This window comes from Streptomyces sp. NPDC058620 (assembly GCF_042717135.1).
Taxonomy (GTDB): domain Bacteria; phylum Actinomycetota; class Actinomycetes; order Streptomycetales; family Streptomycetaceae; genus Streptomyces.
Genome location: NZ_JBHXQO010000035.1, coordinates 12492 through 30121, shown reverse-complemented (window position 1 = coordinate 30121; position 17630 = coordinate 12492). Strand labels below are relative to the sequence as shown.

The window sequence follows — 17630 nt, the reverse complement described above, 5'->3', positions numbered from 1 at the left end:
GGGCCGGGGTGGGACGGCGGCCTGCGGCTCCACCGACACGCAGCCGGAGACGGCCGTGACAGCCACTCCCACCAGGAGGTTCGCTGTGATTCTGGTTCGATGCACCCGCCAACTCTGCTGGTGCGCGGGGCTCGACGGGTGCCGGTCGGGCCCTGATTGGCCCGCACGGGTGACCCGGTCAGCGGGACGGCGCCCGGAGACACCGCAGGGGGTCCGGGGGCTGACGGCCGAGGGCCGGGCGCACGCGGGCGCCCGAACGCCGGCCACGGCCCTGCTTGGGTGGATCAGACGCCGGCCGCGCCGTCGATCCGCTCCCGGACGAGATCCGCGTGACCGTTGTGCCGCGCGTACTCCTCGATCATGTGCGTGTAGATCCAGCGGAGGTTGAACGGCTTGCCGCGCCTCTGGCTCAGACCGACCGACAGGTCGTCGAGCCCGTACTTCGCCGCGTTCGTCCTGGCCTGCTCGATCTCTGCGCGCCAGGTCGTGTGCGCCTCCTCCCAGGTGTCCGTCTCGCTGAGATGGAACTCGCCGTCGGGGTCCTCGTCCGTTCCGTAGATCGGCGGCACGTCCTCACCGACCAGGACCTCGCGGAACCAGCCGCGCTCGACCTCCGCCATGTGCCGCACCAGCCCGAGGAGTGTGAACTCCGACGGAGGCACGGACGCCTCCCGCAGCTGGGCGTCGGTGAGGCCCGCGCATTTCGAGGCCAGCGTCTCGCGGTGGAAGTCCAACCAGCCTTCGAGCATCGGGCGTTCGGCGGCGTCTATGTCGGGTTCGATGCGTTCAGGTGTCGTCATGCCGGTCATACTCGCCGATGGATCATGGACCTGGCCAGCTGTTACCGACTCCGCGGCGCCAGCATTCCGTGCAGGAGTTCGCTGATCCCCGTCCGCAGTTCGGCCTCGGTCGGTACGGAGTCGCTGTACGAGCCGGCGGCGCACGAGAACATCATTCCTTCGCACCAGGCCACGAGGGACAGCGCGTGGCGTTCCGGTTCGGCCGACCCCGCCGCGGTCATCAGTGCCACCAGCGGCTCGCGGAACTGCCGGCCCGCCGCGTCGAAGAACGCCCGGAGCTCCGGGCGCCGGGTGGCCTCCAGGGCCAGCTCGTAGCGGCAGACCGGGTATTCGGGGTGGCACGTCAGATAGCGGTGCAACGCTAGCGCCAGTACGGCGGCCACCTGGTCCGGGTCTCCGGGCGCCGCGGCTTCGCCGCCGGGCCGTGGGAGCCGGCCTGGGTCCAGGATGCGCGCCTCCTGCTCCGCGAGGCGGCGCACGGCAGCCTCCAGCAGGGCCTGCCGGGTGCGCGCGTGGTTCGACGTCGAGCCCTGGGGGAGTCCGGCGCGCTCGTCCACCGCGCGGTGGGTGAGTCCCCGCATCCCCCGCTCGACGAGGAGGGTCAGTGCCGTGTCGGCGATCAGGTCGGCGCGGGACCTGCCGGGCGTCCCGTCGGTACGTGTGGCCATGGAGCCAACCTACCCTCGAAACTACACCTGTAGTACGGTGGAGGTGTCACTACAGGTGTAGTTGCGAGGGGGCGTCATGACCAGGAACCACGCAGTCGTCATCGGCAGCGGAATCGGCGGTCTCACCACGGGTGTGGCCCTGCACCGGAGCGGCTGGCAGGTGACCGTTCTGGAGCGCGCGGACTCACTCGAACCCGTCGGCGCGGCCATCAGCCTCGCGCCCAACTCCCAGCGGGCGCTGGACGTCATCGGGCTGGGCGACGCGGTCAGGTCCCTGGCCGCCTGGGAGGGCGAGGGCGGCATGCGCTCCCCGAGCGGCCGCTGGCTGGCCCGTACGGACAACGTGGCCGCCGCCGAGCGCTTCGGCGGTGCGCTGGTCCTGCTCCACCGCGCCACCCTGGTCGGCATCCTCACCGCCGAACTGCCCGCATCGGCGCTCCGTACCGGCACCCCGGCGGAACTCGTGAGCCCGGGCAGCGCCGGAGGCCGCCGGGCCGTCGTCCGGACGCCCTCCGGAGACATCGAGGCCGACCTCGTGATCGGCGCGGACGGCATCCACTCGGCGGTGCGCGGCATGCTCTTCCCCCGCCACCCCGGGCCCTCGTACGCCGGATTCACCACCTGGCGCGCCATGGTCCCCGGCCTCGGGCGCCCCTTCGCTCCGCACGAGAGCTGGGGCAAGGGGGCACTCTGGGGCACCCACCCGCTGAAGGACGGCCGCATCTACGCCTACGCGGGCGCCGTCACACCCGCCGGAGGCAGGGCCGACGACGAGAAGGCCGAACTCCTGCGCAGGTTCGGTGACTGGCACGACCCGATTCCCGCGATCATCGCCGCCACCGAACCGGACCGGATACTCCGCCACGACGTGCACCACATGGCCGACCCCCTGCCGTCCTTCCACCGGGGCCGCGCCGTGCTGGTCGGTGACGCCGCGCACGCCATGGCGCCCATGCTCGCCCAGGGCGGCAACCAGGCCATCGAGGACGCCATCGTCCTCGCCCACCACGTCGCCCCCGGCGGAGACCTCGGAGAAGGTCTCGCGGCGTACAGCGCGGCCAGGCTGCCCCGTACCACCGCGGTGGTCCGCAAGTCGGCACAGGTCGCCCGGCTGATGGCCTGGTCCAGCGCCCCCGCCGTCGCACTCCGCGACGGCCTCATGGCCACCGTCGCCCGTCTCGGCCCCGGACTCGTCCTGCGCTCCCTCGACGGCATCGCCGACTGGCAGCCGCCGCAGCGCACGTATGCTGCGGAACCGAGGACGCGCATATGACAGTGATGAGGGAGACCCCTGTGAAGGTCGGCTGTATCGGGCTCGGCGACATCGCGCAGAAGGCGTACCTGCCGGTGCTGAGCACACTGCCCGGGGTCGAACTGCATCTGCAGACCCGCACCCCGGCCACTCTGGCCGCCGTCGCGGAGACCCACCGGATTCCCACGCGGCAGTGCCACACGGACCTCGAATCGCTGCTCGCCCAGGGGCTCGACGCGGCCTTCGTGCACGCCCCCACAGCGGTACACCCGGAGATCACAGGACGTCTCGTCGAAGCGGGCGTCCCCACGTACGTCGACAAGCCGCTCGCCTACGCGTACGACGACTCCGCACGGCTGGTGACGCTCGCCGAGGAACGCGGCGTCAGCCTCGCCGTGGGGTTCAACCGCCGGCTCGCCCCCGGATACGCACAGTGCGCCGAGCACCCGCGCGAGCTGATCCTCATGCAGAAGAACCGGGTGGGGCTGCCCGAGGACCCGCGGACCATGGTGCTCGACGACTTCATCCATGTCGTCGACACCCTGCGCTTCCTGGTGCCGGGACCGGTCGAGAGCACCGTAGTGCGGGCGAGGATCGTCGACGGACTGATGCACCACGTCGTGCTCCAGCTGTCCGGCGAGGGCTTCACCGCGATCGGAATGATGAACCGCCTCAACGGATCGACCGAGGAGATCCTGGAGGTGTCGGGCCAGGACTCCAAGCGCCAGGTGCTCAACCTCGCCGAGATCATCGATCACAAGGGCCAGCCCAGCGTGCGGCGGCGCGGCGACTGGGTGCCGGTGGCCCGTCAGCGGGGCATCGAGCAGAGCGTGCTGTCGTTCCTGGACGCGGTGCGGGCCGGGAAGGTGCTCAGCGCCCGGGACGCTCTGGCGACCCATGAGCTGTGCGAGCGAGTGGTCCGGGACGCCCTGGAGCAGGCCCTCTGAGCAGCCGCGTCCCCTCGGCGGCGCCCAGGGCGGCCAGCACCGCCAGAGCCGCGTACACCGCCCAGTCGCCGAGCCGCACGTAGAGCGTGGTGCCCGTCGCGAGAGGCACGTCGAAGACGGCGGCCTTGCTCTCGTCCGTACCGAGCGGTGAGCCCACCTTCTCGCCCAGCGGGCCGTACACCGCACTCGTGCCGGTGAGCGTGGCGTGCACCATCGGACGCCCGCTCTCGGCCGCCCGCAGGGCGCCGAGCGAGGCGTGCTGACCGGGTGCCCAGCTGTGCTGGAACGTCGAGGTCGACGACTGGGCGATCAGCACCTGGGCGCCGTCCCGGGTCAGTTGCCTGCTCATGTCGGGGAACGCGGACTCGAAGCACACCAGCGGTCCGAGCCGCAGCCCGTCGGGGCCGGGCAGGTCCATCACCACCGGGCGGGTCCCGCGCAGCCGGTCCTCGCCCGCGGCCTTGCCGACCGAGGTGGCCCAGCCCAGCACCGAACGGAACGGCACGTACTCGCCGAACGGGACCAGGCGCATCTTGTCGTAGCGGTCCCCGGTCGGTCCGTCCGGACCCACCAGGACCGCGGACTTGTAGATTCCGTTCCGTGCCGCGTCGTCCGTCCGCCGGGCGTCCGTATTGACCAGCACCTCCGCCCCGACGCGGCGCGACAGCTCCGCGAGCCGGGCCGCGGTCGCGGGGTCGCGCGTCAGATCCACGCCGACGCTGCTCTCCCCCCACACGACCAGATCGACGTCCTGGTCCGCGAGTCCGCGCGTCAGCTCCGCACTGCGTGCCAGGCGGCGCTCGACGCTGCCCGTGCCCTCCACCACACCCGGCTGCACCACCGCGATCCGGGCCTGTCCGGTGCGCTCCGGCTGTGGCGCCCAGGCCCAGACGGCGCCCACGGCCAGCGCGCAGACCACGAGCGACGCGGCCGCCGTCGTGCGGGCCGGCGGTGAGACGAGCAGCAGGACGAGGGCGGTGTTCACCGCGAGGACGAGCAGGCTCACCAGCCATACGCCGCCCACCGAGGCCACCCGCAGAGCGGGCGCGAACTCCCACTGGCCGGCACCGAGCAGCCCCCAGGGGCCGCCGAGCCCTTCCCAGGACCGCACCAGCTCGATCATCAGCCACCCGGACGGGACCGCGACGACGGCCGCCGCGCAGCGCGCGGCCGACGGAGATCCGCCGAGCAGCCGGGCGACGAGCACACCCCAGGGCGCCCACATCAGGCCGATCAGTGCGGCCAGCACGACGATGAACACATGCAGGCTCGGCATCAGCCAGTGATGGACGCCGATGACGAAGCCGATCCCGCCCAGCCAGCCGTCGAGAGCGGCCCGTCGGGCCGTCGGCGCCGAGCGGATCAACAGGAGCCAGGGCACCAGCGCGAGGTACCCGAACCACCCGAGCGACGGCTCGGGAAACGCGAGGGCGGGCAGGGCGCCCGCCAACAGGGCCGCGGCACCGCGCCACCAGGGCGACCGCAGCAGCGCCGCGCCCCGCTCGCGCCGGCCTACGGGGGCACCGCCCGCGGAGTCCGCGTCGGCGGGAGACCGGTCGTCCGGAATCCGGCCGGCCGGGGCTCGCCCCATCCGCATGCCCATCCCGCGCCCTCCTCGTCCTGCCTGGTGAGCGATGTCCGTCGCCGCATGGTCAGGCTGTGGTCCCAGTGTGGAGGAGAGCGTCCGGGGCGGACAGCGGGCGTGCGTGCGCGGGCGCGTCGCCCGGGCACGGTCCGAGGCCGGATCAGCCCGGGACGCGCCGCCACTTCTCGTGGACGACGACGGTGAGGATGCGCCAGCCCGGCTCCGTGCGGAGCAGTTCGAAGGTGTAGCGGCCGCCGGATACGAAGTTCGGTGCCGTCTCCCCGCCCGCGGCCGTGTCCCGGCCGCCGGCGTCGAGTCGCATCGGGTTGAGGTAGTCGGCCCGCACCTGCGCGTGGTCGCCGGGATAGCCGCCCAGATCCTGGAGGTCGAGCAGCCGGTTGACGATCAGGTGCTGGCGGACAGGGAAGAGCCGCATGGTCTCGGCAAGCCACTCGGAGACGTCGGCGGCCGGGCCTTCAATACCGCCCGCGCTCCGGTAGTCGGCCCGGCCCTCAGGCACGAACAGCGCGCGGTAGTCCTCCCACGCGCCGTCGTCCACCGCCACCGCGTAGCCGGTGATCACCGCGTCGATGGAGAGCTGGTCCATCACCGTTGCCAGAGCCACGCGTTGTGTCATCGGCCAAGTCTCGGCCACCGCGCCCGTCAGGCCAAGGGGCCTGCAACGACCGGTGGGACCGGGGGCCCACCACTGCCGGTGGCCGGATGCCGGGTCAGCAGGGGACGACGGCGACCGGGCCGAGCGCGTGCGTCGCCGTCGTCTGGGCGACGGGGGAGAGGCCGAGACCGAGTTCCTCGCCGCCCCTGCGCCGGCCGACGACGGTCAGCGCCGCCGTGCCCGAGGCCGTGACCAGGGTGCGCGAGGCCGAACCGCTGACCGGTTCGCGTACGACCTCGACCTGCGGGTACTTCTCCTGCCAGCCCGCGGTCACCTCCGCGAGGCTCCGCTCCGCCGCGTTCGCCGCCGCTTCCCTGTCGAAGACGGGGCCGCCGGACAGCATGGAGGAGAACATCGTCCACCCGTGCACGAGCCGCAGCCGGGCACCGGGCCGGGTCGCGGCCGTCGAGAAGGCGAACTCCAGCACCGCACCACTGCTCTCGTCGGCGGCCACCCCCGCCACGATGTCCGGGAACGCCTCCGCCGCGTCCTCCTCGTCCTCGTCCGCGCGGCTCTCGCCGTGGACGACGACGACCGGGCACGCCGCCATCGACGCGACCGCCAGGCTGTTGGAGCCGATCATGAGGGAACGGAAACCGCCCAGGCCGCGCGAGCCGACCACGACCATCGACGCGTCCTGGCTGAGCGAGATCAGGGCCGCCGCCGGAAAGTCCTGTGGGGCGAGGGTCGACGGGTGCAGCCCCGGCGCGAGCAGAGCGGTCCGCCGTACGGACTCCGTCAGCAGTTCCTCGGCCTCCCGGAGCTGGGACTCCTGGCTCGTCCGCCGGGCCGGCGGCCGCACGTGCACGATCATCAGGGGCAACTGCCTCCGAAGGGCCTCCTGGGCGGCCCAGTCGAGCGCCTGCATGCTGTGCGCGGAGCCGTCGATCGCGGCGATCACGGGTAGGTCGGTAGCGGTCATGATTCCCTCCGGGGTCGGGTGGTGCACCTCCCGACCCGGTCCCTCCGCACGGCGGAGGGGAGGGACGTGCGGCCCCGGTCGCGGGACCTTCGCCTCCGGCCGGGAGCGGGGGCACGGTCCGAAGGCTACGCCGTACGGCGGCCACCGCCCGGGACGCACCCCCGTCCGGGCCCTTCGGACGGGCCGGACGGGCCGGACGGGCCGGGCGGGCCGGACGGCAGACCTAGTCGTGGTTGTGGGTGGAGGAGGTGTCGTCGGGCGGAACGGCCCGGCCACCGTCGTGTCCGCTGAGCACGACCGCGAGGACGGCGACAGCGACACCCGCGACCGCCAGCCGGCCGGTGAGGCGCAGGGTCCAGCCCGCCGGCGAACCGGTGCCGGGCCGGGGCAGGCGCTCCGAGCGGCGAGCGGGCCGCAGCAGCCGCAGAAGCAGAAGGGCCGCGATCGGGAGCTGGAGGAGCCAGACGCTGGTCCGGAACCATCCGTCGTACCAGACGTTCGTCCCGTAGAGCAGCGTGTGCCAGACGCTCAGGACGTACACGACGATCACGCAACGGTGCAGCACCCGCCAGGTTTTGGGGCCGATGCGGTCTCTGACGTAGAAGAGCAGGCCGAGCGGAATCGCGAGGTACAGCGCGGCCTGGCCGACGGGGATGGCGATCCGGCCCGTGCCGGAGTCGTACCCGCCCGGCACGAACGCCTCCACCAACGCGGTGGCGAGCGCCGAGTGCCACCGTGCGGTGTCGTGCCGGAAGAGTTCGGCGGCGAAGAGCAGGGCGTGAGCCGCGATCAGCGCCATGGTGTTGAGGCTCGTGGTGCGGTGGAGGCGTTCGAGGCGGGGGCCGGTCAGCGGGAGCCGGCGCGGACGGGGGCCGGAGAGCAGCAGGCCGAGAACGACGGTGCCCCACGCCCACAGCAGCGCGGACCAGCCGAATGCCTGGCTCAGGAAGTACATCCAGAAGCCGCCCGCGTCGGCCATGAACGGCATGACGGACACCGTCGAGGAGGTCTTGGCCCTGATCCGGACGTAGAGGAGCGCGAACACCGCCCCGGTCACGGCCAGGGCGACGAGTCCGTCGGGCAGCGAGGCCCTGAGATCGGAGCGCAGCGTGGGGCGCGGCGGCCGGCCGCCGGTTCCCGCGGCGGGGGCGTCCGCCTCGGCGGGTTCGGGTGCGGGGGGCGCTGGGGACGGCTTCATCGTGCGGCCTCTTCAGTCGCGTCGGCGGTGCGGCGGGTGCGGTCCCGGGCCACCAGGCGTGCGGGGGTGCGTCTTTGGAGCAGTCGGGTGCGGGCTGCGGAAAGTTCCCCCGGGTTCCATGTGACATGGATCACTGGTGAAGGTGTCATTTCATGGCGGGTCAAGTCGCCTGATATCAGGATGTGATGGTCTTCTCACGGGGACGGGTGGCACTGGCACGATGGCGGTCATGGGGGCCGGACCCGCACTCCGCTTCGTACACGCCGTGTTGTTCGCGGTCGTGTGCGTCTCCGTGTCCGGGCTCGGGCACGCCCACATGTCCGGCGGGCCGCTCCCGCTTTCCGCCCTGGGGGCCGCCCTGCTGCTGGTGAGCGGCGCCGGGTGGTGGCTGGCGGGCAGGGAACGGACCGCCTCCGTCGTCGTCGCCGCGAGCGTCCTGGGCCAGGTGTCACTGCACACCTTGTTCAGCTCGCTCCCGTCCCCCGCGTCCGGTGCACCGTCCACGGCCGGCGCATCGGCCGGCCACGCATCCGGACACCACTCCGGCGTCATGGACCACTCGGCCCACGACGCGATGGCCGGCGGTCCGTCGGACCTGGCCTTCGCGGGGGCCTTCGACGGTTCCGTGCTCACCACGGGCATGGCGGCGGCCCACCTGGTCGCGGGTCTGGTCTGCGGCTGGTGGCTGTGGCGCGGCGAGATCGCTCTCGTCCAGCTCGGCCGCTCCCTCGCCCTGTTCGTCGCCGCACCCCTGCACACCGCCTGGCGGCTGTGGACCGTCGATGCGCCCGCGGCGCCGGTCACACGATGGCGCAAGCGGCGCAGGCCGGGACGCCGTCCCCGGGAACTTCTGCTGCTGCACGGCCTGTCCCTGCGCGGCCCGCCTCCGAACGGCCTCTCCGTCCGGCCTTCATTCGCCCACTGACCTGCCGGGCGGCTTCCGGGACGTGCGCGCGGCTCGCGTGCACGCGCCCGTGACAGGCATGCCGGTTTCCGCTCCCTGACGTACTCCGACAGGCCGGGGGAGCCGGTCACGAGGAGCCCGCGTGGATACGCCGCGGCTCCGCGCAAGACGCGAAGGACGTGTTGTGATGACCCCTGCCCCGACGCTTTCTCCTGCTCCCGGGCCCGCCGCCGCCCGGAGAATTCCCGCTCAGCGGAGGGACTTACAGATCACCGGCTGGGCGCTGGCCGCCGGCTGCGGTGACCGTGAGGCGGCCGAGCACTTCGTCCGGGCGACGTATGAGGACGTACGCCGGTTCGTCACGTACCTCGGTGCCGACGGGCCGGGCGCCGAGGACCTGGCCCAGGAGACCTATCTGCGCGCCATGAGTGGACTGGCCGGCTTCGCGGGACGTTCCTGTGCCCGCACCTGGCTGCTGGCCATCGCCCGGCGCGTCGTCATCGACGGCTACCGCACGGCCTCGGTCCGGCCACGGATCGCCGACACGGCCGACTGGCAGGCCGCGGCCGAGCGTGCGCAGCCGCGGCACACGCCCGGGTTCGACGAGAGCGTGGCGCTGTTCGACGCACTGCGGACCATGGACGCGGCGCGGAGCCAGGCGTTCGTCCTCACCCAGCTCCTGGGTATGTCGTACGAGGAGACGGCGGACACCGCGGGCTGCCCGATCGGCACGGTGCGCTCCCGCGTGGCGCGCGCCCGGCGGGATCTCGCGGCGGTCTGGAGCACGGAACCGTCGATACCGGCCGGCGGGTCCGGCCCCGACGCCCTACTGCCCTGACCTGACAGGCTCGCCGGGCTGCTCCGGCGGCCGTCGCCTCCTCCGTCGCCGGACGGTTCCTGGAACCGGCCGGGTGGGGCCGGTACCTGGAACCGGCCCCACCCGGCCACGGAGGAAGCACAGGGGAAGGATCACGGCCTGGAGGCATACGGCCACCCAGAACGCCCGGGCCGAGCCCGCCGCGTCCGCCGTCGCGTACAACTGGCCCCCGACGACACCGCTCCCGAACGCGCCGATACCCGCCGCCAGCCGTTGTCTGCCGAAGACCGCGGCAGGCGGCGCGGACGAACGGGCCAGCGCCTCCAGGTCGTTCTTCAGGAAGAGGACGATCTCCCCCAGGCACATCAGCGCGGCGCCCGCGCCGATGCCCACGTACCCGCCGAAGCCGATGACGGCCGTTCCGGCGGCCATGGCTCCGAATCCCACCCGCATCGCGCTGCGGTAGGTCAGCGCGGCGATCCGGCGGGACAGCAGGGGCTGGACGACCACCAGGAGGGCGGCGTACCCCATCAGGACGGCCCCGTAGAAGGCTGCCGAGGTGCGCGGTACCGCGTACAGGGCCAGGTAGTGCTGGAAGAACATGAAGACGTACACGCCGAGGACGGTCGCGGCGAAGGGGGAGGGGCCCGGGCCCCTGCCGTACGAGGGGCCGCTGCCGGCGCTCGCGGGGGCGGTCGCCGTTCCGGCTCCGACCTGCGGCAGCAGCGCGTGCCCCGCGCCGACGAGGGCGAACAGTACGGAGACGCAGGCGAACAGCACGGCCGGCGACCCCAGGACGAACGGCGCCGCGGCGGGCGGCCCGAGAGCCATGCCCGCGTTGAACGCCGAGTTCCCGGCCGACAGCACCCGGGGCCGGTCCGCCTCCGTGGCACCCTCCACCAGGTACGCCTTGTTGGCCGGCAGATAGAGGGCGGCTCCGCAGGACACCAGCAGCAGGGCGCCGACGGCGGCCACCGGGCTGCGCATCCCCGGCAGGAACGCCGCGAATCCCGCAGTGCGCAGCGCGAGCGCCACCAGCATCGTCGCCCGCAGACCGATCCGGCCGGCCACGGCCCCTGCCGCCGCACCCCCGGAGAACTGCACCAACGAGGCGACGGCCAGGACGAATCCGACCGTGCCGAGCCCCAGCCCGAGCCGTTGGTGCAGCAGTACCGACATGTAGGGCAGGACGGCGAAGCTGCCGAGGGTGATCAGGAACGAGCCGGCCAGCAGGAACGCCTGCGGGCCGGTGACCCGCCGCCCGGCGGCCGCGGCCTCACGGCCCACCGGTGACCACGGGCCGCACCCGGGTGGCCGCGCTCCACGCGCGGTGCTGCGCCAGCTCCGCCGTCGCGGCCTCGGCGAGCACGATGCCCGTGCAGCCGCGCTGGTCGCCGACGTGGGCCAGCGTCTCGCCCGGTTCCCTCGTGGGGTACCAGCGCACCGAGCCGGGGAAGGAGGCGAGTTCGTCCAGCCCGAGCCAGCCCTTCAGAACACCCGGATGGTCCGCGTGGACGAGCACGAAGCCGAACGCCGGCCCCGCTGCGTCGAGGCGCGCGTCCATCAGCCGGGGCCGCCGGCCGAGCGCCTCCTCCATCATGGCGGTGTACACGTTCGTCCCCAGGGAGCGGCACAGCACCTCGCCCACCAGCGCCCCGCCGATCCGCCGGTTGATCTCGACCAGTTCGGGTCCCCTGGCCGTGAGGATGAACTCCACGTGGGCGAAGCCGCTCCGGTGCCCCGCCGCGGACAGGACCCGCCCGACCCACTCCGCGATCCCCCGCCGCTCGGTGTCCGGCAGGGCGACGGGAAAGGCGGCGGCCTCCTCCCGTACCGCGGGCTGCCGGGACGTCTGGCGGCTCAGGACGCCGAGCAGCCGGGTGACGCCGTCCCAGCTGAGCGTCTCCGCGCTGTACAGCGGGCCGGACAGGAAGCTCTCCGCGAACAGCGTTCCCATGAAGGGCTGTTGGGCCGCTTCCGCCAGTGCGTCACGCAGGGCCTCCTCGTCGTGGACGATCCAGACGTTGCGCGAAGAGGTCCCCGCGGAGTCCTTGAGCACCGCGGGCAGACCCACCTCGCGCAGGATGTCCCCCGCCGCGTCTCCGGCCGTCTCGACGCGCACGGCGCCGCCGCCGCTCAGACCGCGGCGGTGCAGCAGGCCGCGCACCCGGTGCTTGTCGCGCAGCAGGCGCACCGCTGCCGGGTCCGGGCCCGGCAGCCCGAACTCCGCCGCGAGATCAGCGGCCGGGACGCTCCAGGTGTCGGTCGTGTTGATCAGTCCGGCCAGACCGGGGACGGCGGCCAGCGCGTGACGGACCGCGACCGGGTCGTGGGTGTCGACATCGACGACGGTCAGCGCGTCGTCGGTGAGGGTGGCCAGTTCGTGCCCGTACACCGACCGGTCGCCGGTGAGCAGGCACAGCCGGTGTCCGGTCTCCTCGGCGGCCGAGACCATACGGGCGAGGCCGAACGAGAGCGATTCGAGTGCGGCGAGCGTCATGACGTCAGCTCCACGGACGGTACGGATTCTGGGGCGTTCTCACCACTGCAGCGGGCTCCCGGCGGTGCGGCGCGGTTCGCCCACTCCATGACCGACCACGGCGGGCGCAGTTCGGCGAGCGATCCGATGGACAGGGGCCGGAGTCCCGCCATGTCCCGCGCCTCGGCGTGCCGGGAGAAGACCCGCTCCGCGTAACGGTGACCGGTGTCGGCGCCGAGGACGAGGTGGAGGCGTTCGGGATGCCTGGCGGCCTCCCACGACGCGACGAGATGCGCTGCGCCCGTGGACAGACCCGCGAACACCGCGTGCTGCCGCAGCAGACCGACGGCACCCGCCATCGCGTGCCGGAAGTCAAGCCAGTGCACGGTGTCGTACAGCTCGTGGCGGACGTTCCGGAAGGGGATGGAACTGCCGATACCGGCGATGATCGCGTCCGGGTCACTGAACTGCTCGCTGCCGAACGTGACGCTGCCGAACGGCTGGACGCCCACCAGGCGCACCGCCCGCCCCGACGCCCGCAGGGCCTGCGCGAGACCGCCGGTGGACGCCCCCGTGCCCACGGCGCCCACGACGGTCACCGGCCCCTCGGGCAGCGCCCCGGAGACGAGATCGGCGCAGTCCCGGTACCCCTCGTAGTGGACGGCGTCGTGGTACTGCCGCATCCAGTGGAAGTCCGGACGGTCGGCGAGGAGCCCGCGCACATGGCGCACCCGGCGTTCCTGGTCCAGGAGGAGGCTCTGCGAAGGGGGCATCTGGTCGACCGTGGCGCCCAGGATCTCCAACTGGGCGCGCATCACCGAGTCGACCGTCGTGGACGCCACGATGTGGCACCGCAGACCGTAGCGGTGACAGGCCATGGCGAGGGCGAGCGCGTAGATGCCGCTCGAACTGTCGATCAGCGTCTGGCCCGGCACGATCCGCCCCCGCCGCAGCAGCGAGCGGACGGCGCCGAGCGCCGCGTACACCTTCATCGTCTCGAAACGGGCGAGCACGACATTGCCGTCCAGCCGGACGAGGTCGGGCGCCTTGATGGCGTCGGTGATGTGCTCATGGACGCCCGGTGCTCCGGAACGCGCGTCCGTGGTGGGAGGGCTCGCCTCCGCGCGGGGGCTCACTTGCGCCGCCCGCGGACGATCAGGCGCTTCGACAGGTGGTCGTAGTCCGATCCGTCGAAGCCCCCGAAGCAGTCGACATCCGTGAACCCGGCGGTCTCGAACAGCGCGTGCAGTTCGGCGGCGCTGTAGAGCCAGGACGTCAGCGATGCCGTACGGGCCGAGGCGCCGCGCACCAGCGTCCAGTCGGTCCGCAGCCGCCGCCAGCTGTCGAGGACGGTGTCCCGCTGGACGACGTACGAACCGTCCGGCAGGTCCACGGCCTGCGGGCGCCCGATCCAGCCGGCCAGTACCTCCTTGCCCATGACGTCCACCAGGAGCTGCCCGCCGGGGGCGAGGCTCTGCCAGGCGTTGCGCAGCACCCGCAGGTTGTCGTCCGGGTCGTCGAAGTACCCGAAGGACGTGAACACGTTGAGTACGACGTCGAACGCCCCCGGAGCCGTGTACGTCAGCATGTCGGCCCGCTCCAGCCGGACTTCGGCCCCCGCCTGCTCGCAGGCGCTCCGCGCCCGGCCGAGCATCGACGGCGAGAGGTCGACGCCCGTGACGACGTGGCCGCGGCGGGCCAGCGGCACCAGGAAGAGTCCCGGGCCGCAGCAGAGATCGAGCACCCGGCAGCCCGGCGGGAAGTCCAGCAGGGGCGAGGACTCCACCAGCGCAGCCGCGGAGGCGGTGCGGTCGGCGGAGAACATCGTGGGTGCGAAGTCGGACCACAGGGAGTCGTCCTCGTACCAGTGCATGCCTGTCGGCCTCCTCCTGGGCCGCACGGGCCCCTGATACCGCTCGTGTCACGGTGCTTCGTCCCAGTAGTCGGTGGACTCCGGCACCTGGTTCCCGGAGATCACGACGGAGGACGAGACCGGTGGCCCGTGGCGCGGTCCCTGGAGCCGCGCGTGGTCAGTGGCCGACGAGCCGTACTTCGGTGGCCTTGATGCCGGCGAACACGGCGCTGCCCTCGCGCAGGCCCAGTTCCGCTGCGGCCGCAGGGGTGATCTCCCCGACGAGTCCGGGCACCCCCTCGCAGTCGACGAGAATCCGCAGACGGCTGCCGAGCGCGGTGATCTCCCGGACGGTGCCGGGGTAGACGTTGCGCGGGCTGCCCTCCGGAGGGTTCCGGTGCAGCGACACCGCTTCGGGGGCGATGACGGCGAGGGCGTCGGTGCCGGGCGCAAGGGGTTCCGCGGCCACGAGATGCGCGCCGCCGCTCAGCGCGAGGCCGTCGGAGGTGGCGGTCCCCGTCCAGGCGTTGCTGCCGAGCATCCGGGCGACCCACGGCGAGCGCGGATGCCGGGTGACCTCGGCCGGCGGGGCGTACTGGATCATGCGGCCGTCCTCCAGCACCAGGACCCGGTCGGCCAGTGCGACCGCTTCCACCGGGTCGTGGGTGACGATCAGACAGACCCCGGCGAAGCCGTCGAGATGGGCCCGCAGGGTGTGGCGGACCTGGGCGCGGGTGGTCTGGTCGAGGGCGGCGAGCGGTTCGTCCAGGAGCAGCAGACGGGGGCGGGCGGCGAGGCAGCGGGCCAGGGCGACCCGGCCCGCCTGACCGCCGGAGAGCTGGGCGGGGCGGCGCTGGGCGAGGTGGCCCACACCGAGCCGGTCGAGCCACCGCTGCGCCTCGCGCCGTGCCTCGGCACGGGGTACGCCGTGGGCGCGCAGCCCGTACGCCGTGTTGGTCAGGGCGCTGAGGTGCGGGAAGAGCGCGCCGTCCTGGGGGACCCAGGCGACGCCCCGGTGATGCGGTGCCAGTCCGGTGACGTCGGTGTCGCCGAGGCGGAGTTCCGCGTGGGCCCTCGGAGTGAGGCCGAGCAGGGCGCGCAGGAGGGTGGTCTTGCCCGCCCCGTTCGGACCGACGACGGCGATGGTGGTGCCGGGTGCGGCGTCCAGGGTCAGCTGATCGAAGCCGGTGACCACCGCGTGGAGCGGCCACCGCTGCTCGGGGAGTTCCTGCTCCGCGGGTACGGGGACCGGCGGCTCCGCCGGGGGCCGTGTGGCGTCGTCGGCCGGATTCCGCACCTCGCGGACCCGGCCTCCCGTTCCGCCGGTCCAGCGGCCCCGCAGGGCGACGAGGACGGCCATGGCGATGGCCAGCAGGAGCAGGGACACCGAGGTCGCGGCCTCCGGCGAGTCCTGGAGCAGCAGATAGACCTGGAGGGGCAGGGTCTGGGTGGTGCCGGGCAGATTTCCCGCGAAGGTGATGGTCGCGCCGAACTCACCCAGCGCCCGCGCCCAGGTGAGCGCCGCGCCCGCGGCGAGCCCGGGGGCGACCATCGGCAGCGTGACGGTCCAGAAGACCCGCAAGGGGGAGGCCCCGAGGGACCCGGCGGTCTCCTCGTAACGGGGACGCAGCCCGGCGAGCGCGCCTTCGAGACTGATGACGAGAAACGGCATCGCGACGAACGTGGCGGCCAGCACCGCACCCGAGGTGTGGAACGGCAGCGTGATGCCGAACGTGTCCTCCAGCCACGGCCCGAGCAGCCCCCGCCGCCCGAAGGCCAGCAGCAGGGCCACGCCCCCGACCGTCGGCGGAAGCACCATCGGCAGCAGCACGAGCGAGCGGACCAGGGCCTTGCCGGGGAACTCGACACGGGCCAGCAGCCAGGCCAGCGGCACACCGAGGATGAGGGAGAGACCCAGCGCCCAGAACGAGACCAGCAGGGACAGCCGCAGCGCCTCGGTGACGCCGGGGCTCGTCAGATGCGTACCGAGGTCGCGCCAGGACGTACGCGCCAGGATGCCGACCAGGGGCATGAGCAGGAACGCGATCGCGACCATCGCGGGCACGGCCAGGGCCAGGGGAGTACGGGCGCCGGTGGTCCGGCGGCGGCGAAGGCGTCTCATCGGCGGTTCCTGAACTGGGGCGGGGCCAAGGGGGGACGGCCCGGGGACGGGCACGCGGATCGCCCCCCGGGAGCCGCGCGGTTACGGCTGCTGGAACCCCGCGTCCTGGAGGATCTTCTGTGCCTCGGGCCCGCCGAGCCACTTCACGAACGCCGTCGCGGCCTCCGCGTTCTCCGACTGCCGCAGGGTGGCCGCCGGGTAGGAGGCGACGGCGTTCTGCGCGTCGGGGATGTCGACCGCGTCGACCCGGTCCGCGTCCGAGGCGGCGTCGGTCTTGTAGACGAGGCCCGCGTCCGCCTCGCCGAGCGCGACCTTGCTGAGGACCGCGCGGACGTCCGCCTCCTGCGAGACCGGCTTCACGGTGAGCTTCTGGGCGTCCAGGATCTGCTTGCTGTAGCGGCCGACGGGGACCTCCGGTGCGGCGAGGACCACTTTCAGTCCGCTGCGGGCCAGGTCCTCCAGGCCCTCGATCTTCTCCGGGTTGCCTTCGCCGGTGGCGATGACCAGCCGGTTCTTCGCGATCACGGTGGGCGTGCCCGTCTCGGACGCCAGCCCGTCCATGGTCTTCGTGTCGGCGGTGACCAGGGCATCCGCCGGGGCGCCCTGCTCGACCTGGGCGGCGAGCTCCTGGGAGCCGGCGAAGGAGAAGGTCACCTTCGTGCCGGGGTGCTCCTTCTCGTACGCCGCGCCCGCCGTCGCGAACACGTCGGTGAGGGAGGCCGCGGCAAGGACGGTGAGTCTCGTTTCCGGAGCCCCGGAGGCACTGTCCTCGCTCCCGCCGTCGCTGCCGCAGGCGGCGAGCGGAACGAGCAGGGCGGCGGTCAGCGCGGTCACGACGAGACGGCGTCCGGTGATGGCGGGTGGCATGGGCGGGGGACTCCTCGGGTACACGTCGGACGGCCGGCAGCCGGCCGGCTCAAGTGCGGTCGATGTGCACGCTGGTCGACTTCACACGGGCGGTGGCCCGCATACCGACGGCCAGTCCGAGTTCCTCGACGGCCTCGCGGGTCAGGAGCGAGACGACCCGGTGGGGCCCTGCCTGGATCTCGACCTGGGCCGCGACATCGCCGAGTCTGACGGCGGTGACGATGCCCGGGAACGCGTTGCGCGCGGAAGTGAAGGAGGGGTCCTCCTCCTCGCTCCCGGGCCGGCCCACCTCGACGGCGAGAGCCGCGAGGTCACGCCCGTCGATGAGACGCCGCCCGGCCTCGTCCCGGTGGGTGGCCACTCGCCCGGCATCGGCCCAGCGCCGGGCGGTGTCGGGACTGACGCCGAGCAGGCGGGCGGCCTGGCCGATGGTGTAGGACTGCATGTGCGACAAGATATTCGGATTCATCTCGCACGTGCAATGGATATCGCCGAGTTTTGGAGCACCTGCGGAATCGGCTGGAGGATGATCCAAAGTGAC

The 17630-nt window shown here is 73.0% G+C and carries 17 protein-coding genes; 4 read left to right on the top strand and 13 right to left on the bottom strand.

Going from position 1 to position 17630, the window contains the following annotated elements:
- Positions 1-284: 284 nt before the first annotated feature.
- Positions 285-800 carry a DinB family protein gene (locus ACFWSK_RS26480; protein ID WP_383790969.1) on the bottom strand — a complete coding sequence of 172 codons (516 nt, stop codon included), beginning with the start codon at positions 798-800 and terminating at the stop codon, positions 285-287.
- Positions 801-841: 41 nt separating this feature from the next.
- Entirely contained in the window at positions 842-1468 is a 627-nt protein-coding gene (locus ACFWSK_RS26475) for a TetR/AcrR family transcriptional regulator (RefSeq protein WP_383790966.1), read from the bottom strand.
- A gap of 76 nt (positions 1469-1544) precedes the next feature.
- Between ACFWSK_RS26475 and ACFWSK_RS26470 the strand changes: the two genes are divergently transcribed.
- Both ACFWSK_RS26470 and ACFWSK_RS26465 read left to right on the top strand, forming a co-directional pair.
- Positions 1545-2741, top strand: coding sequence for an FAD-dependent monooxygenase (locus ACFWSK_RS26470; protein WP_383790963.1), 1197 nt, complete (start codon positions 1545-1547; stop codon positions 2739-2741).
- A gap of 20 nt (positions 2742-2761) precedes the next feature.
- Entirely contained in the window at positions 2762-3667 is a 906-nt protein-coding gene (locus tag ACFWSK_RS26465; RefSeq protein ID WP_383791087.1) for a Gfo/Idh/MocA family protein, read from the top strand.
- Here ACFWSK_RS26465 and lnt read toward each other — a convergent pair.
- The 4 genes from lnt to ACFWSK_RS26445 form a co-directional block, all read right to left on the bottom strand.
- Positions 3591-5258 (bottom strand): apolipoprotein N-acyltransferase, encoded by a 1668-nt coding sequence (gene lnt / locus ACFWSK_RS26460; protein WP_383791084.1) that lies wholly within the window; start codon positions 5256-5258, stop codon positions 3591-3593. The two genes, ACFWSK_RS26465 and lnt, sit on opposite strands and share 77 nt — an antisense overlap.
- Positions 5259-5412: 154 nt before the next feature.
- Positions 5413-5889 carry a nuclear transport factor 2 family protein gene (locus tag ACFWSK_RS26455; RefSeq protein ID WP_383790960.1) on the bottom strand — a complete coding sequence of 159 codons (477 nt, stop codon included), beginning with the start codon at positions 5887-5889 and terminating at the stop codon, positions 5413-5415.
- Positions 5890-5983: 94 nt separating this feature from the next.
- On the bottom strand, positions 5984-6850 hold the full coding sequence (locus ACFWSK_RS26450) for a universal stress protein (protein ID WP_383790957.1): 867 nt from the start codon (positions 6848-6850) through the stop codon (positions 5984-5986).
- A 223-nt stretch (positions 6851-7073) separates the two neighbouring features.
- Positions 7074-8048 carry a ferric reductase-like transmembrane domain-containing protein gene (locus ACFWSK_RS26445; RefSeq protein ID WP_383790954.1) on the bottom strand — a complete coding sequence of 325 codons (975 nt, stop codon included), beginning with the start codon at positions 8046-8048 and terminating at the stop codon, positions 7074-7076.
- A gap of 229 nt (positions 8049-8277) precedes the next feature.
- Here ACFWSK_RS26445 and ACFWSK_RS26440 point away from each other — a divergent pair, with 229 nt between their 5' ends.
- Both ACFWSK_RS26440 and ACFWSK_RS26435 read left to right on the top strand, forming a co-directional pair.
- Positions 8278-8973, top strand: a complete 696-nt coding sequence (locus tag ACFWSK_RS26440) for a hypothetical protein (protein WP_383790951.1) — start codon at positions 8278-8280, stop codon at positions 8971-8973.
- 166 nt (positions 8974-9139) lie between these two features.
- Positions 9140-9790 (top strand): sigma-70 family RNA polymerase sigma factor, encoded by a 651-nt coding sequence (locus ACFWSK_RS26435; protein WP_383790948.1) that lies wholly within the window; start codon positions 9140-9142, stop codon positions 9788-9790.
- On the opposite strand, the gene ACFWSK_RS26430 is transcribed toward ACFWSK_RS26435, so the two are convergent.
- The 7 genes from ACFWSK_RS26430 to ACFWSK_RS26400 form a co-directional block, all read right to left on the bottom strand.
- Complete coding sequence (locus tag ACFWSK_RS26430) at positions 9779-11056, bottom strand: MFS transporter (protein WP_383790945.1); 1278 nt, start codon at positions 11054-11056, stop codon at positions 9779-9781. The two genes, ACFWSK_RS26435 and ACFWSK_RS26430, sit on opposite strands and share 12 nt — an antisense overlap.
- On the bottom strand, positions 11046-12269 hold the full coding sequence (locus ACFWSK_RS26425) for an ATP-grasp domain-containing protein (protein ID WP_383790942.1): 1224 nt from the start codon (positions 12267-12269) through the stop codon (positions 11046-11048). The genes ACFWSK_RS26430 and ACFWSK_RS26425 overlap by 11 nt, the downstream gene beginning before the upstream one ends.
- Positions 12266-13384: a pyridoxal-phosphate dependent enzyme gene (locus ACFWSK_RS26420; RefSeq protein ID WP_383790939.1), complete on the bottom strand. Its 1119-nt coding sequence runs from the start codon at positions 13382-13384 to the stop codon at positions 12266-12268. The genes ACFWSK_RS26425 and ACFWSK_RS26420 overlap by 4 nt, the downstream gene beginning before the upstream one ends.
- Complete coding sequence (locus ACFWSK_RS26415; RefSeq protein ID WP_383790937.1) at positions 13381-14121, bottom strand: class I SAM-dependent methyltransferase; 741 nt, start codon at positions 14119-14121, stop codon at positions 13381-13383. The genes ACFWSK_RS26420 and ACFWSK_RS26415 overlap by 4 nt, the downstream gene beginning before the upstream one ends.
- A 157-nt stretch (positions 14122-14278) precedes the next feature.
- The gene (locus ACFWSK_RS26410) at positions 14279-16222 is read right to left on the bottom strand and encodes an ABC transporter permease (RefSeq protein ID WP_383790934.1); all 1944 of its coding nucleotides are present in this window, start codon (positions 16220-16222) and stop codon (positions 14279-14281) included.
- Positions 16223-16303: 81 nt separating this feature from the next.
- The gene (gene modA / locus ACFWSK_RS26405; protein WP_383790932.1) at positions 16304-17089 is read right to left on the bottom strand and encodes a molybdate ABC transporter substrate-binding protein; all 786 of its coding nucleotides are present in this window, start codon (positions 17087-17089) and stop codon (positions 16304-16306) included.
- Positions 17090-17138: 49 nt separating this feature from the next.
- A complete protein-coding gene (locus ACFWSK_RS26400; RefSeq protein WP_383790929.1) occupies positions 17139-17534 on the bottom strand; it encodes a molybdopterin-binding protein in 396 nt (131 codons plus the stop codon).
- Positions 17535-17630 lie beyond the last annotated feature (96 nt).

Bases quoted from the DNA above. Each gene is read 5' to 3' on its own strand.
- ACFWSK_RS26425 (WP_383790942.1), bottom strand. From the start codon at position 12,269: ATGACGCTCGCCGCACTCGAATCGCTCTCGTTCGGCCTCGCCCGTATG.
- ACFWSK_RS26475 (WP_383790966.1), bottom strand. From the start codon at position 1,468: ATGGCCACACGTACCGACGGGACGCCCGGCAGGTCCCGCGCCGACCTG.
- ACFWSK_RS26415 (WP_383790937.1), bottom strand. From the start codon at position 14,121: ATGCACTGGTACGAGGACGACTCCCTGTGGTCCGACTTCGCACCCACG.
- ACFWSK_RS26480 (WP_383790969.1), bottom strand. From the start codon at position 800: ATGACGACACCTGAACGCATCGAACCCGACATAGACGCCGCCGAACGC.
- ACFWSK_RS26455 (WP_383790960.1), bottom strand. From the start codon at position 5,889: ATGACACAACGCGTGGCTCTGGCAACGGTGATGGACCAGCTCTCCATC.
- modA (WP_383790932.1), bottom strand. From the start codon at position 17,089: ATGCCACCCGCCATCACCGGACGCCGTCTCGTCGTGACCGCGCTGACC.
- ACFWSK_RS26470 (WP_383790963.1), top strand. From the start codon at position 1,545: ATGACCAGGAACCACGCAGTCGTCATCGGCAGCGGAATCGGCGGTCTC.
- ACFWSK_RS26410 (WP_383790934.1), bottom strand. From the start codon at position 16,222: ATGAGACGCCTTCGCCGCCGCCGGACCACCGGCGCCCGTACTCCCCTG.
- ACFWSK_RS26400 (WP_383790929.1), bottom strand. From the start codon at position 17,534: ATGCAGTCCTACACCATCGGCCAGGCCGCCCGCCTGCTCGGCGTCAGT.
- ACFWSK_RS26445 (WP_383790954.1), bottom strand. From the start codon at position 8,048: ATGAAGCCGTCCCCAGCGCCCCCCGCACCCGAACCCGCCGAGGCGGAC.
- ACFWSK_RS26435 (WP_383790948.1), top strand. From the start codon at position 9,140: ATGACCCCTGCCCCGACGCTTTCTCCTGCTCCCGGGCCCGCCGCCGCC.
- lnt (WP_383791084.1), bottom strand. From the start codon at position 5,258: ATGGGGCGAGCCCCGGCCGGCCGGATTCCGGACGACCGGTCTCCCGCC.
- ACFWSK_RS26450 (WP_383790957.1), bottom strand. From the start codon at position 6,850: ATGACCGCTACCGACCTACCCGTGATCGCCGCGATCGACGGCTCCGCG.
- ACFWSK_RS26440 (WP_383790951.1), top strand. From the start codon at position 8,278: ATGGGGGCCGGACCCGCACTCCGCTTCGTACACGCCGTGTTGTTCGCG.